The sequence below is a fragment of the Corallococcus sp. CA041A genome (genome assembly GCF_003612075.1).
Taxonomy (GTDB): domain Bacteria; phylum Myxococcota; class Myxococcia; order Myxococcales; family Myxococcaceae; genus Corallococcus; species Corallococcus exiguus.
Map to the genome: position 1 here is coordinate 1 of NZ_RAWF01000263.1, position 13,879 is coordinate 13,879.

At 70.5% G+C, this 13,879-nt stretch carries 14 protein-coding genes; 7 read left to right on the plus strand and 7 right to left on the minus strand.

The genetic code is table 11. The features are described from left to right. Positions 1–151 precede the first annotated feature (151 nt). The 5 genes from D7V77_RS33775 (at position 152) to trxA (ending at position 5,040) form a co-directional block, all read left to right on the plus strand. Positions 152–808 (plus strand): LON peptidase substrate-binding domain-containing protein, encoded by a 657-nt coding sequence (locus D7V77_RS33775; protein ID WP_120580390.1) that lies wholly within the window; start codon positions 152–154, stop codon positions 806–808. A gap of 127 nt (positions 809–935) precedes the next feature. Continuing rightward, on the plus strand, positions 936–2,828 hold the full coding sequence (gene nadE, locus D7V77_RS33780; protein ID WP_120580391.1) for an NAD(+) synthase: 1,893 nt from the start codon (positions 936–938) through the stop codon (positions 2,826–2,828). A gap of 201 nt (positions 2,829–3,029) precedes the next feature. Next, on the plus strand, positions 3,030–4,157 hold the full coding sequence (locus D7V77_RS33785) for a hypothetical protein (protein WP_199733937.1): 1,128 nt from the start codon (positions 3,030–3,032) through the stop codon (positions 4,155–4,157). Positions 4,158–4,323: 166 nt separating this feature from the next. After that, on the plus strand, positions 4,324–4,647 hold the full coding sequence (locus tag D7V77_RS33790) for an FKBP-type peptidyl-prolyl cis-trans isomerase (protein WP_120580393.1): 324 nt from the start codon (positions 4,324–4,326) through the stop codon (positions 4,645–4,647). A gap of 9 nt (positions 4,648–4,656) precedes the next feature. Then, positions 4,657–5,040, plus strand: coding sequence for a thioredoxin (gene trxA / locus D7V77_RS33795; protein WP_120580394.1), 384 nt, complete (start codon positions 4,657–4,659; stop codon positions 5,038–5,040). A gap of 37 nt (positions 5,041–5,077) precedes the next feature. Here the strand turns inward: trxA and D7V77_RS33800 are convergent, their stop codons facing one another. Continuing rightward, a complete protein-coding gene (locus D7V77_RS33800; protein ID WP_120580395.1) occupies positions 5,078–5,965 on the minus strand; it encodes a hypothetical protein in 888 nt (295 codons plus the stop codon). A gap of 117 nt (positions 5,966–6,082) precedes the next feature. Between D7V77_RS33800 and D7V77_RS33805 the strand changes: the two genes are divergently transcribed. Together D7V77_RS33805 and D7V77_RS33810 are read left to right on the plus strand one after the other, a co-directional pair. Continuing rightward, entirely contained in the window at positions 6,083–8,527 is a 2,445-nt protein-coding gene (locus tag D7V77_RS33805) for a TonB-dependent receptor (RefSeq protein WP_199733938.1), read from the plus strand. Beyond that, positions 8,524–9,336 (plus strand): hypothetical protein, encoded by an 813-nt coding sequence (locus D7V77_RS33810; protein ID WP_120580397.1) that lies wholly within the window; start codon positions 8,524–8,526, stop codon positions 9,334–9,336. Before D7V77_RS33805 ends, D7V77_RS33810 begins: the two co-directional genes overlap by 4 nt. A gap of 1 nt (position 9,337) precedes the next feature. Here the strand turns inward: D7V77_RS33810 and D7V77_RS33815 are convergent, their stop codons facing one another. From D7V77_RS33815 to D7V77_RS43965, 6 genes are all read right to left on the minus strand, one after another. Beyond that, positions 9,338–9,874 carry a Uma2 family endonuclease gene (locus tag D7V77_RS33815; protein WP_120580398.1) on the minus strand — a complete coding sequence of 179 codons (537 nt, stop codon included), beginning with the start codon at positions 9,872–9,874 and terminating at the stop codon, positions 9,338–9,340. Between the two features lie 128 nt (positions 9,875–10,002). After that, positions 10,003–10,971: an Ig-like domain-containing protein gene (locus D7V77_RS33820; RefSeq protein WP_120580399.1), complete on the minus strand. Its 969-nt coding sequence runs from the start codon at positions 10,969–10,971 to the stop codon at positions 10,003–10,005. 112 nt (positions 10,972–11,083) lie between these two features. Continuing rightward, positions 11,084–11,833, minus strand: coding sequence for a putative metal-binding motif-containing protein (locus D7V77_RS33825; protein WP_120580400.1), 750 nt, complete (start codon positions 11,831–11,833; stop codon positions 11,084–11,086). Between the two features lie 129 nt (positions 11,834–11,962). Further along, positions 11,963–12,604 (minus strand): hypothetical protein, encoded by a 642-nt coding sequence (locus D7V77_RS33830; RefSeq protein WP_120580401.1) that lies wholly within the window; start codon positions 12,602–12,604, stop codon positions 11,963–11,965. A 113-nt stretch (positions 12,605–12,717) separates the two neighbouring features. Then, the gene (locus tag D7V77_RS33835) at positions 12,718–13,308 is read right to left on the minus strand and encodes a hypothetical protein (RefSeq protein ID WP_120580402.1); all 591 of its coding nucleotides are present in this window, start codon (positions 13,306–13,308) and stop codon (positions 12,718–12,720) included. Positions 13,309–13,352: 44 nt separating this feature from the next. After that, the coding region (locus D7V77_RS43965; RefSeq protein WP_120580403.1) for a hypothetical protein at positions 13,353–13,879 on the minus strand (527 nt) is incomplete at its 5' end.

A 13,879-nucleotide genomic window follows, 5' to 3' on the forward strand; every position in this document is an offset into this window, starting at 1 on the left:
GGGAGGTCTGGGGGGAAGGCTCGGTAGAGGACATTCGGGGGCGCACCCTAGCGGAACCCGGGGCCCTTGCCACCGGGACCCCGGGCCCGGGCGCCTGCCTGATTGGAATGCGCCCCATGCCCCGGGGGCTTACACACGGGGAAGGGTGACCATGACCGCACAAGAAACCGTGGAACGCGCCGCCGGTGCGCTGAAGGTGTTTCCCCTGCCGTCGGCGGTCCTGTTCCCGCACACCGTGATTCCCCTGCACATCTTCGAGCCGCGCTACCGGGCGCTGGTGAAGGACGCCCTCGCCACGGACCGGGTGCTGGCGCTGGGCCAGCTGGAGCCGGGCTGGGAGGGCAACTACGAGGGCCGTCCGCCGCTGCAGCCCCTGATGTGCGCGGGCGTCATCGTCTGGGACGAACAGGTGGAGGACGGGCGCTACAACATCCTCCTGCAGGGCGTCAGCCGCGTCCAGATGGTGAAGGAGCTGTCGCCGGACACGCTCTACCGTCAGGTGCGCGCCCAGGTGCTGGCGGATCCGCTCTACACCGGGCCAGAGGAGGAGCAGCTGCGCCAGGCCGTCTTCGAACTGGCGGGCCGGGTGCCGCCCTCGTTCGCGGAGAGCCTGCTGCCGGTGGCCGCCCGCGCCGGTGGGGGCATGCTGGCGGATGTGGTGGCGTCCGCGCTGGTGCCGGAGCCCGGACGGCGCCAGGAGTTGCTGGGCGAGCTGGACGTGCGGCGCCGGCTGGAGCAGGTGCTGGTGGACGTGAGCGACCTCTTGAGTCAGTTGCAGCCGGTGCGCCCCAGCGGACCGCTGAACTAGCCAGAGGCCCTCCCGGCGGGGGAACTGAACGCCTCGGGGCCCGGGGCCGCATCCTCCGCTTGCCCTGGCCCCCCCATGCGCGCATTGCTCGGGGGCGTCACGCCTTCTTGAGGGAGAGCGACGCACCATGCGGCTCGTGAAGATTGGCATCGCCAGCGTCAACACCACCGTGGGCGCCTTCCAGGCGAACACCGACCGGGTGCTGGACCTGGCGAGGAAGATGGCGGCGGACGACGTCACGCTGGGCGTCTTCCCCGAACAGGTGATTGCCGGCTACCCCGCGGAGGACCTGGTCCAGTGGCAGGGCTTCATCGACCACCAGTGGCCGGAGCTGGAGCGCTTCGCGAGGGAGACCGCGGCGCTGCCGCTGGTGAGCATCCTGGGCGTGGGCGTGGCCCACCAGGGCGTGCGCCTCAACTGCGCCGCGGTGGTGGCGGGCGGCAAGGTCCTGGGCCTGGTGCCGAAGGAGAAGCTGCCCACGTACAACGTCTTCTACGAGGGCCGCACCTTCGGCCACGGCCAGCCGGGCATGGCGGAGACGCACCAGGGCGTGCCGCTGGGTGACTCCCTCTTCCAGTTCGACTTCGGCACGCTGGCGCCGGAGGTGTGCGAGGACATCTGGAGCGCGGACGGCCCCATGCGCCGGCGCGCGTACTCCGGCGGCGAGCTGGTGGTGAACCTGTCCGCGTCCCCCTTCCGCCTGGGCTTCTGGGAGACGCGCCGCGAGCTCATCGCCACGCGCGCGTCCGACCACCAGGTCACCATCGCCTACGCGAACGCGGTGGGCAGCAACGACGGCCTCATCTTCGACGGCGGCGGCTTCATCAACCAGAACGGCCGCCACGTGCTGGAGACGCCGCGCTTCCAGCAGGGCTTCAGCTCCGCCGTGGTGGACCTGGACCGCACGCTGCGCCTGCGCACGGAGAACACCACCTGGCGCGTGGACCGCGAGGACTGGGTGACGGCCGGTGGCAGGAAGGTGCCCACCCTGGACTGCACGCAGGCGGTGAAGACGCAGCGCCAGAAGCTGACGTTTCCCGTGCCCGCGCACCGCAGCTTCTTCCTGCCCGCGCCGGACACCCGCCGCACCGCGCGCGTGGCGCTGTGCGAGGACATCCTGGATGCGCTGTCGCTGGGCGTGGGCGACTACTTCGAGAAGACGCGCGCCTTCAAGCTGTTCGGCATCGCGCTGTCGGGCGGACGGGACTCGCTGCTCACGCTGCTCATCGCGCACCGGTACGCGAAGCGCGCGCGGCCGGACAACCCGGGCTCGCTCATCCAGGCGTTCTACATGCCCAGCCCGTACTCCAGTCAGCAGACGCGCGACGCGGCGGAGACCATCGCGCGGGAGCTGGGCGTGCCCTTCCAGGTGGTCTCCATCGAAGAGGCCTTCGAGCGGGAGAAGGCCGCCGCCCAGACGATGCTGGGCGAGACGAAGCTCACCCCCATCACCGAGCAGAACATCCAGGCCCGCATCCGCGCCCAGCGCATGTGGAACTGGAGCAACTCCTGCGGCGGCCTGTTCCTGCAGACGGGCAACATGAGCGAGAAGTCCGTGGGCTACACCACCATCGGCGGCGACCTGATGGGCGCGCTCGCGGTCATCGCCAACGTGCCCAAGACGGTGGTGATGTACCTGCTGGACTACCTGCGGGAGACCACCGGCTACGAGGGCATCAGCAAGGTGCTCGCCAAGCCCGCGGGGCCGGAGCTGGCGCATGATCAGGTGGGTGAGGAGGAGCTCATGCCCTTCCCCATCCTGGACGCGTGCTTCTACCTGCACGCGGGCGAGAAGCTCACCCCTTCGGAGATGCGCACCGCGCTCACCGCGATGTTCCCGGAGGTGGATGCGGACCGGCTGGGCGGATACGTGGACCGCTTCGTGCGCCTGTTCCATCAGTCCATCTACAAGTGGGTGCAGGCGCCGCTGTCGCTGCACATCGGCAATCTGGATCTGGACCGTGAGCGCGCGCTGCAATTGCCTGTCGTCACCGGTTCGGCCTGGCTGCGCAAAGCCTGACGGATGTTGATGGACGTCTGTTTTTGACGGTGGATAGGGGGGCGTCCGAGCCCTCCGTCCCCGTGAAGTGGCTCTGAAACCACGCCTTCACCCTTGGGGGGCAGGCGAGCAGGCCGGCTGTCTTTGACGGTCCGCGCAAGGCTTGCCGGATGTCCCGCTCAAGACAACCTTCGTGTCAGTCAGTCGACGATGGAGGGTTGGATGAAAGCGAAGATTCTGGCGGGCGCCATCGCGGCGCTCATGTATGGGACGGGCGCGGGTGCGGCGGAGAAGGATTGCCCTCCAGGGCAGGCCGCTGCTCCCAAGGACACGCAGAACAAGGACACGACGGCGCAATCCTCTCAGGGTGGGGTCCAGGAGGAGGACCTCGTTATCGAGGAGGCGCCGGTGGATGAATCGCTTCAGGGCACGGGCGGCAGCGGCTCGTCCGGGTCGCTCGATGACTCCTCGAAGAGCAGCAAGGACCTGAGCGGCTCCAGCGACAAGGGCAGCGGCGTGGTCTACCTGAACACGCCGATGCGTTGCGAGCCGTTGAACGAGTCCGGGGTGGGCGGCAGTGGCACCATGCCGCAGAGCGAACCGCTCGAATCGCCTCCCCAGGCGCAGCCTCCCGCTCCGCCTCCGCCTCCGCCTCCGTCCGGCACGAGCAGCGGCGGCATGAGCCAGCAGGACAGCTCGCTGTACGGCGAGCAGGCCACGGGCGGCAGCGGCGTGACCACGCCGCCTCCGGCCCCCAGCTACACGCCCACGGCGTCAGCGAATGAGGACATCCAGCCGCTGGAGGTGGAGAAGAAGAGCAAGAGCGACAAGAAGGGCCTGACGCTCCTCATCGGTGGCGGTGTGGAAGGCTACACCGGCGCCCTGGCTCCGCAGCTTGCCCCCGGCCCCTCCGCGGCCGTGACGGCGTCGCTCAAGCCGACGTCCGTGCTGGGTGTTGAAGTCGGCTACTCCGGCGCCTTGAACAACATCAAGAACGCCGGCTCCTTGGGCGCGGATGACGGTCCGGACCTGGTGCGCAACGGTGGCCAGGCGGCCCTGACGCTCGCCATCACGCCGACGGCGGTGCAGCCGTACCTGCTGGGCGGCATCGGCATCAGCAACTACCACTTCCGCGGCGGTGAGGCGCTCGGCTACAGCGACGACACCGTGGGCAACGTCCCGGCGGGCGTGGGCGTGCGCGGCCACTTCGGCCACTTCACCGCGGACCTGCGTGGCTACTACAACTTCCTGTTCGACAAGCAGTTCGCTCCGGACATCGATCCGGGCGGCGGCGACCCGTCGGGCGGCGGTAGCTACACGACCACGCTGAACGTGGGTGGCACGTTCTGACCTGAAGTCCATGGCAGGACCTGGCGGCGGGGTGTCCGGAATCATCCGGGGCCCCGCCGTCGCTTTTATTCCGGTCCGGGGCGGGGCATTCAGGGAGGCAGGAGGCTGCGCCCGGCATTAGAGTGCCCATCTTTCCACGGCGGATGTCCGCCTTGAGGAGCCTGGCATGAGCTTGGGAGTGGAAGACGTGAAGGTCGGGACCGGGGCGGAAGCGGTCTCGGGCAAGCGGGTGACGGTGCACTACGTGGGCACCCTCACGGACGGCAAGAAGTTCGACAGCAGCCGGGACCGCGGTCAGGGCTTCACCTTCGGGCTGGGCGCGGGCCAGGTCATCCAGGGCTGGGACCAGGGCGTCGCGGGCATGAAGGTGGGCGGCGTCCGCAAGCTCACCATCCCGCCGGAGCTGGGCTACGGCTCGCGCGGCGCGGCCGGTGTGATTCCCCCCAACGCCACCCTCTTGTTCGAGGTGGAGCTGTTGGACGTCAAGTAGGAGGACTTCATGGCGACGCTCGAAATCACGAAGGACAACTTCAAGGAGACGGTGGGCAAGAGCGGCATCGTCATCCTGGACTGGTGGGCGACCTGGTGTGGTCCCTGCCGCGCGTTCGCGCCCATCTTCGAGAGCACCTCCACCAAGCACGCGGACATCGTGTTCGGGAAGATCGACACCGACGCGCAGCCGGAGCTGTCTGGTGCTTTCGAGATCCGTTCCATCCCCACGCTGATGGTGTTCCGGGACGGCATCCTCCTGTTCGAGCAGCCGGGCGCGATGCCTGCGGCGGCGCTGGAGGATCTGCTCCGGCAGGTCCGCGGGCTGAACATGGATGACGTGCGGCGCGAGGTCGAAGCGCAGCGCGCCGCGAAGGAAGCGCCCAAGGCCTGACGCCTCCGCCGGGGCCTTCCCGCGTGACGGGGAGGCCCTACGGCGCGGCGACGGTGCAGACTCCGCCGCCGTTGAGGTGCGCCTGATCCACGATGCTCTGGGTGACGAACTCCTGGAGCGTGCGCAGGGCGTAGGCGCCGGGCTGGTAGACGACCGGCTGACCCTGGGCGTCGCGCAGCTCGCCGCCGTCCAGCCCGCGCAGGTCGAGCAGATCCTGGGAGGCCAGTCCCTCCGGCGTGATGGCGTGGTTCGCGTCCGCGGTGGCGGCGATGGCCTCGAAGCGCAGCTGCACGCCGCGGTGGGTGCCCAGCCGGTCGTAGAACATGTGCTCGGCGTGGATGGTGACCTCCGCCTCCGCCACGGAGCTCTCCGGCACGACGATGCCCTGGGTGCCGTCCACGCCGTTGATGCAGTCCACCATCCGCGCGTCGACGGGGAAGCCCATGCGGAAGGTGTAGAGGCCCAGCGTGGGGTCGCGGTTCTGTGCGCGGCCCTCCACGAAGTAGCTGAAGCCGCGCCCGCGCATCATCGCCAGGTCGTCCGCTGACACGGACGTGCCCGCCACGGTGCGGGCCTCCGGAGGGCTCACGCGGAAGGCCACGCCGTAGCGCCCGGCCTCCAGGCCCGTCAGGCCGGTGAGCGGCACGTCCCCCTTCTGCACGTCCACCAGCAGGTGCTCCGTCGTGGCGTGCACGTCGCCGGCCGCGGAGGTGAGGGTGAAGTCGCCCAGGGACACCAGGTACTTCGTGAACTGCACGGACCAGCCGTCCTGGAAGAGGTGATCCGCGTAGCCGCGCTGCGTGCCGTCCCCGCCGCTCAACGACACCCGCACGTCGCCCCGCGCCACGGCGTCACCGCAGCCGGAGGCCATGAGCGCCAGCGCGCCTGGCAGCAGGCCCCGGGTCCACTTGCTTCGTCGGTTCATGCATCCGGTTGGTATTTGTAACTATGTTGCAAGTCAAGCCTGGGTTGCGATATCCACGGACGGCCGTTGGAGAGGCTGCCCGTGCCGGGTGGGCCCCGAAGGCCGAGGTCGTTGCCCGTGTTCATCCCGACGCTGGTGCTCTGGCTGTTGAGCGCGTCGCCCGAAGCGCCCGTGACGCCGCCCGTCCCCGTGGAGGCACCGCCGCCCGTGATGCCGGCGGACGTCCCGCCGTTGACGGAGGCCGTGCGGGTGCTGCTGCGGCTGACCATCGACAGCGGGGGAGAGGTGTCCCAGGTGGAGGTCCAGGAGTCCGGGGGCGCCGCGTTCGACCGGGCCGCGATGGCGGCGGCTCTGCGCTGGCGCTTCCAGCCCGCGCGCCGGGGAGAAGAACCGCTGGAGGTGCGCGTGGACGTGCCGGTGATGTTCGAGCCCGTGGTGGAGGTGGAGGAGCCCGCGCCCCCTCCGAAGCCGGAGCCACCCGCGTTCTCCACCACGGTGCGGGGGCAGTCCGCCGCTCCGCCTCCGGTCGCGGTGGGCGACTTCCACATCACGGTGGGGCAGCTGGCGGACGTGCCTCGCAATTCAGCCACGGACCTGATGCTGCTGGCGCCGGGGGTGATGCTGGCCAACCACGGCGGGGAGGGGCACGCGGAGACCGTCTACCTGCGCGGCTTCGACGCGGGCGAGGGCAAGGACGTGGAGCTCCGCCTGGACGGGGTGCCCCTCAACGAGGTCTCCCAGGCCCACGGTCACGGCTACGCGGACACGTACTTCATCATCCCGGAGCTGGTGCAGTCGCTGCGCGTGACGGAGGGCCCGTATGATCCGTCCCAGGGCGACTTCGGCGTGGCGGGCACCGTGGAGTACCAGCTGGGGCTGGAGCAGCGGGGCATCACCGCGTCCGCCAGCTACGGCAGCTTCGCGTCGCGCCGGCTGTCCCTGGTGTGGGGCCCGCCCGAGTCCACCGCCGCCACCTTCGTCGGCGTGCTGCTGCGCCAGGGGCACGGCTTCGGCCCCAACCGCGCATACGCGAACGCGGGCCTGATGGCCCAGACGGAGCTGCGCCTGGGCCCGGAGACGAAGCTGCGCCTGTTCGGCGCGAGCTACGGCGCGCGCTATGGCTCCGCGGGCGTGGTGCGGGAGACGGACGTCGTGGACGCTCGGCTGCCGTGTGAGCCGGATGCGGACTCGCAGTTCTTCTGCCTCTACGACCCGAACCAGGGCGGCGCGAGCCAGCGCCACATGGCCTCCGTGGAGCTGACGTCCCGGCTGGGGCGCGGAGGCCGCTTCGTGCAGCAGGCCTTCGCCATCGCCCGGCGGATGCGCAGCCGCGAGAACTTCACCGGCTTCCTCCAGGACACGCCTCCCATCGGCGAGGCCCAGCGCGGCGACAACACGGAGCAGTCCTATCAGGGCACCACCGTGGGCCTGCGCGGCCGCTACACGCCGGGCCTCACCTGGTGGGGGCAGCCGCAGCCGGTGGAGCTGGGCTACGTGGCCCGCTACGACAACGTGCACACCCGCGCGCGGCGCCTGCGCGACAAGGGCGGCGCGCCCTACGCCACCGTGTTCGACAACCAGGTGCGCGTGACGAACCTGGGCGCGTACCTGTCCCTGCGCGGCGCGCCGCTGGAGTGGCTCACGCTGCGCGGCGGCGTGCGCGTGGACACGTTCCTGTTCGGCGTGGAGGACCTGAACCGGCCGGCGGAGGACCGGCAGGGGGCCCGCATCCCGGAGGAGTCCGTGGAGGCCTACGGTTTCTTCGCCAGCCCTCGCGCCAGCGCGGAGGTGCGCCTGACGCCGCGCCTCACGTGGTTGACCAGCGCGGGCCTGGGGGCGCGCTCCAGCGACGCGGCGGGCCTGTCCGACGCGGAGTTCGCGCCCTACGCGCGAGTGACATCCGGGGAGACGGGCCTGGGCTGGCGGTGGGGCGACGGTCCGTCCTCGCTGGAGCTGCGGAGCGCGGTGTTCGCCACGCGCGTGTCGCAGGACCTGGTGTTCAGCGAGACGACGGGGCGCAACCAGCCCATTGGCCCATCGCAGCGGCTGGGCGCGTTCGGCAGCGCGCGCTTCCAGTGGGAGCAACACCTGGACGTGCAGGCGAGCCTCGCGTGGGCTCGCGCGACGCAGCCGTTGCCTGGGGCGCCCTCATGGAGGCTGTGGGACGGCGCGGTGTTGCCGTACATCCCGCAGGTGTTGGGGCGCGTGGACGCGTCGTGGCGGGGCACGGCCACCGTGGCCCGGCAGCCGGTGGGGTGGAGCGTGGCGCTGGGGCACAGCGCCATCGGGCCCAAGCCCCTGCCGTTGGATCGCTACAGCGAGTCCATCTTCCTCTTCGACGTGGCGGCCCGCGCGCGCTGGCGCGCCGTGGAGCTGGGCCTGTCCGTGGAGAACCTGCTGGACGCGCGCTGGCGGGAGTCCGAGTTCAACTACGTGTCCAACTTCCGCGGCCCCGACGCGCCCGCGTCCCTGCTGGCCACGCGCCACTTCTCCGCCGGTGCACCCCGCACCGTGCGCGGCACCCTCACCGTGTACCTGGACCTCCAGGAGGACCGGCCATGAAGCACTACTCGCGTCGAGCCTTCACGTGGATGTTGGGCGGAGCGCTCGCGGCGGGCTGTGGCCTGTCCGGCACTGGAGGTCGGAGTATCACCTTCCGCATGGGGCTGCGCACGGCGCTCGCGTCCGGTGAGTCCACCGTCGGCGCCTTCACGACCGACACCGGCTGGCGCGTGACGCTCACCACCGCGCGCCTGGTGCTGGGGCCCATCTACTTGTTCGAGAAGGCCTCGCCCCTCCAGCCCCAGGCCCTGCTGCGCCGCCTGGGAGACGTGCTGCTGCCCACCGCGCACGCGCACGAAGGGGACTTCTTCTCCGGGGGCCGCGTGCTGGGCGAGTGGGACAGGGAAGTGGTCTTCGACCTGCTCGCGGACGCAGGGCAGGCGCGCGTGTTGGGGCGCTCCCCTGGCATCGCGGGCATGGCGCGGTCGCTGTCGCTGCTGCTCCAGCCGCCGTCGAGCGCCCTGGGAGAGGAGGCGGACGTGATGGAGGGACGCTCGCTGTTCCTGGAGGGCGTCGCGACCCAGGACTCGGTGCGCGTGCCCTTCCGCGTCGCGATGGACTTCCCGCCGCCCGTGGAGCTCCAGCGCGTGGACTTCGTGCCCATCGAGGTGGACCTGGATGACGAGGGCCTCTTCGTCCTGGAGCCGCAGCCGCACCGCTGGTTCACCGGCGCGCGCTTCGAGCGGCTGACGGTGCCCGCGGATGGGACGCCGGTGGAAGTGGGGACGGACACGCAGGTGTACCGGGCGCTGAGCGTCAACGTGCGCCGCTTCGACGCATTCACGGGCGCGTGGGAGCCCGCGGTGTGATTCACACCTGCGTCCAGAACGGCGCGAGCACCAGGTCCGCCTTGCCGAAGGGGTCGGCGCGCACGCGGTCCTCGCTCACGAAGGTGTTCAGCAGCACCCAACGCTCGTGGTCCTGGCGGAACACCTCCACCACGCGGTGCACGGGGTTGATGATCCACGCGTGTCGGATGCCCGCGCGGGCGTAGCGCGGCAGCTTGATGGTCAGGTCCAGCTTCGCGGTGGCGGGCGAGAGCACCTCGCAGACCCAATCCGGCACGCGGTCGATGAACGAGCCATCCGGCAGTGTCGGCGGCCGTCCGCTCATCCAGCCCGCCAGGTCCGGGACGAGCACGTCCTCGCCCAACAGCAGCCGGGGCTCGGAGGTCCACCACCAGCCCTCCGGCGCGCGTCCCATGAGCGGCGTCATGCCCTGCTTGCGCGTGATGGGTGGCGACGAGACGTAGAGGATGCCATCCAGTGCTTCGCCCACCAGGTAGTGGGGCAACGTCTGCACTTCCTCGTGAGGGGCGAGCGTCCTTCGGGGAGCGGCGTGGCGCATGCGGTAGGCCTCCGGGTCCGAGAGATACCGTCACCGTAGCGGGCAGACCTTCACGCGGCATTGGACCGGCGGGGTGGCCCACCTTGTCCTGGTGGACGCACGCCCTCCCCTCGGGCTGAGGGGGATTGCTATTCGCGCTCCAGCACGAACTGGATGTGCTCCGTGGCCACGGGACCGAACTGGAACAGGTGGATCTGATCCCCCGGCTCCGACGTGAACGTCACCGTGTGCGTGATGCCGGCGCAGATGAACCGCGCGGGGGCGAGCACCGACACCACGTCCGTCCCCGACGTGTCGTTGGTGACCTTCGTGGGGACCTGCTGGTTCAGGTAGAGCGTGACGTGCTCGGCGTTCTCCGGGTCGGAGATGAAGCCCGTGTAGCCACCGAAGCCCGACTCACCCGGGCGCAGGGTGACGTCGTAGCGCGCGTGGCCAGTGTGCGTGTCGGGCGGGAAGTCGAAGGGCGTGCGTCCCGCGGTGACCGCCTCCGGCGTGTTGACGAGCGTGTGCGTGCACGCGTGCTCCAGCTCCGGGTCGCGCTCGCCGGTGGTGAAGTCCAGCGCGGTGTCGCCGCCCAGCCCCACGGTGGCTGGTGACAGCGCGCGTCCGGCCGCGTCCTTCAGCGCGTCCAGCGCCAGGGCGTGGTGCGTGGAGACCTCCAGCGGCCGGGTGCTCTCCTCGGTGCGCGGCACGGTGACGGTGAGCGTGCGCGCGTCCTCGGACCAGGTGCCGGTGAGGACGCGGGCCGGGGCGGTGGTGTCCGTGCGGTCGTGCAGCGTGATCTGGGCGGCGGACGGGTCCATGGGCTCGCTGAAGGTGAGCGTCAGCACCTTGCGGAAGGCGATGACCGGCGTCTGTCCGGACGCGTCCAGGTACATCTCCAGTGGGTAGACGTCCGCCTCGCCCTCGGAAGGATGGGACGTGGTGACGGTGGCGGTGGACGCGGTCGTGCCCGCGTCGGTGCCGGTGCCTGCATCGAAGCCCGCGTCCGTCGGGAGGCCGGCGTCTGGCGTGACGATGGGGGCGTCGTCATCGCAGCCGCTCAGCGCGAGGGCGGCACAGGTGGCGAACAGGAAGGTGGCGGAGGAGAGACGCATCGAGGGGAGTCCTTCATGCATGCAGGGAAAGGCCCGCGCCGGAGCACCGTTCCGAGGTGAGATGCTCCGGCGCGGGAGCGGACCCGCTCAGGCCCGCGTCAGGGGACCGCGGTCAGCACTGCGACCCATCGCAGTTGTCGTCGATGCCGTTGCCACAGATTTCAGCGGCACCCGGGTTGATGCTGGCGCCGGAGCCCGGGGTGTCGTTGCAGTCGAAGCGCTGCGTCGTGTAGCCGGAGGGCGGCGTGCACGCGGTGAGGACGGACGTGGCGTTGTTGCCGTACCCGTCACCGTCCGCGTCCTGGTAGTAGCGCGTGCGCGTGTCATTGAGGAACTCCGGCACCACGGTGAGCGCGTCGCCGGACGCCGGCCCCGCCGCGAGGATGTACGTCGTGCCCGCCGTCAGGTCGTAGACGGACACGTGCGTGAGCGAGCATCCCGAGGACGACACGCTATGCGTCAGCGCGGAGGGCACCGTGGCGCTGGTGGCGCCGTTGACGACGGTGAAGGTCACGTTCTGCGTCCGGTAGAACGCGTATGAGCCGGTGGTGGCCGGTACGTACGTCACGGAGCCCTCGGCGCCGGACGGCAGCGTCAGGTCATAGGCCTTGTGCTTCGTGCTGATGGCGGGCGCGCTGGTGACGCGCGTGGCGCTCGCCGTGACGGGCACGTGGTCCGTGGGGTTGCCGGAGTGGGTGCACGCGTGCGTGGTGATGCCCGTGCCCAGCGACGTGCAACCGGCCTCCAACTCCTGCGAGTCCTGCGCCTCGAAGGAGGCCTCCGGCGCCTCCTCCATCGGTCCGCAGGCCGTCAGGCCGAGCGACAACAACGCGCCCAGCGCGATGCGCTTCATCTTCAACATGGGTGTTTCCTTTCGGGATGCCGGGCGCGGCGGGGTGCCAGGCGGCCAGGAAGCCGCCGGTGCGTCCGGTGACCCACTCATGCCGTAAACGCAACTTGGTTGCAATAATGGCTGGTGCGATTCAGCCCGTCACTGGAGGTGTTCGATGACGAGCCCCAGCCCGGTGAGCGCGGTGGGGCCGAAGGTGACGGTGTACTGGACCTTGTCCGTCAGCTCGTAGCCGACCATCTGCTTCAGGCCGTCACAGAAGCCGCCCGTGGCCTGGGTGCCCATGGGCTCCACGACGCGCTCGCCTTCCTTCACGGTGACGGCCACGTCGGGCGTGCTCAGGTAGAGGATGAAGTCACCGCTCGCCCAGGCCTTGAAGCTGAAGGTGCCCACGGACTGGCCGTTCTCCGGGCGCAGTTGGACGGTGTAGTGCGTGTGGAAGTCGTCCACGCGCGGCTGCCGCTCCGGCGACGCGGTGACGGTGGCGAAGGGGCCGTTCGTGACGTGCCAGCAGGCGTGCTCGCCATTGTCCCCGAAGTCGAAGTCCGTGCGCGGCACGTAGTCCGGGTCCGCCACGCACGACAGGCCCTCTTCGCTGGCCAGGTAGCCCCGGTTGCAGTGGCACCAGTCGCCCTCAGGCTCGCGGTGGATGTGGCCGTTGGGGGCGCATGGGTCGCCCTGCTCCTGGGGCGTGTCGTCCGGGCCGGGCGAGACGTCGTCGCCGCAGGCGCTCAGGACCGCGAGGCCGCCGGCCAGGAGGAGGGCTGGAAACGGGGTACGCATGGGGCTGCCTCATCGGAATCCGTGATGTAGATGCAATTGAGATACAGAAGTTTTTGGATGTTGGGAAGGCCCGTGGACCTTGGAGGTGTCCACGGGCCTTCAGTCACTCGGGCCTACTCTTCGTGGTGGTCGTGGCCGGTCTCCTCGACGACGAGGAGGAACGTGGCGGGCTGGGGAACGACGGCCGCGAAGTCCAGGCGGTAGTCCACGCCGCCCTCCAGGTCGGCCGTGACGGCGGTGCGCAGGTTGCCGCAGACCTCCTGCGGGACGTGGTAGCGGCACTCGAGGCCGACCTCCTCATTCGTGGCCGCGTTGAAGACGCGGACGGCGCGGTAGCCGGAGGTGAGGAAGGCGTACTCGGTGGACTCTTCCGGCGTGAAGATGACGGAGCCCGCGTAGCCCAGCGTCCACTTCCGGTAGCTGATGGCCGGCAGGGTGACGTTGTACGCGGTGTGCCCCACGCTCACGTCCACGAAGGACGGGCCGCCATAGGGCGCGGCGGTGACGGACTCGAAGGGACCGTATTCGGCGTGGATGCAGGAGTGCTCCGCGACCTCCGCCAGCTCCTCCGTGTCCTCGCAGACGGCGAGCAGCTCCGACTCCTGGGTGACGGGGGCTTGCGACTCCGGGGCGGGGGCTTCTTCGGTACCGCAGCCGGCGAGCAGGACGACGGCGCCAGCGGCGAGCAGGGCATGCTTCAACATGGGGGACTCCTTGGGTGTGTGGGTGCTGCGGGTGAGAGCGGGGGCTAGGAGCGGTCCGGGCGCAGGACGAGCCACGGGACGCGCACCTCGCCCGAGGCAAGGCGCTCGGGCGGGAGCTGGAGGTGGGCGCCCTGGGCGCTGGGGGACAGGCGGGAGGTGCGTTCCCAGGCGTCGCGGAAGGACGCCTCGTCAGGGAAGGTGACGCGCGTCACGCAACCCGCGGCGTAGCAGTGGGGTGGCTCCGCCTGGACGGGCCGCACGTCCTGTCCGATGCGCGCATGCCACGTGTCCAATGCGGCGCGAGCGTCCTTCGTCCACGGCTCCGCGCTGTCTCCAGACGCGGTGAGCTCCGCGAGCACGGCGTCACGGCGGGCCTGCGGCGTGGGGTGGTCCGCGCGGAGGGCCTTCACCAGACGCACGCGCGTTTCGGGCAGCACCCGGCGCTCACGGCCCCGGAGCTCCGGCTGAACGGGCCCCTTCGACTTCAGCACCTCGTCGAGGAACACCTCGGGCGACAGGTGGGTCTCCGGTTCCTGCGCAGGAGGCGCGGACGCCTGGGCGGGCGCGGCGG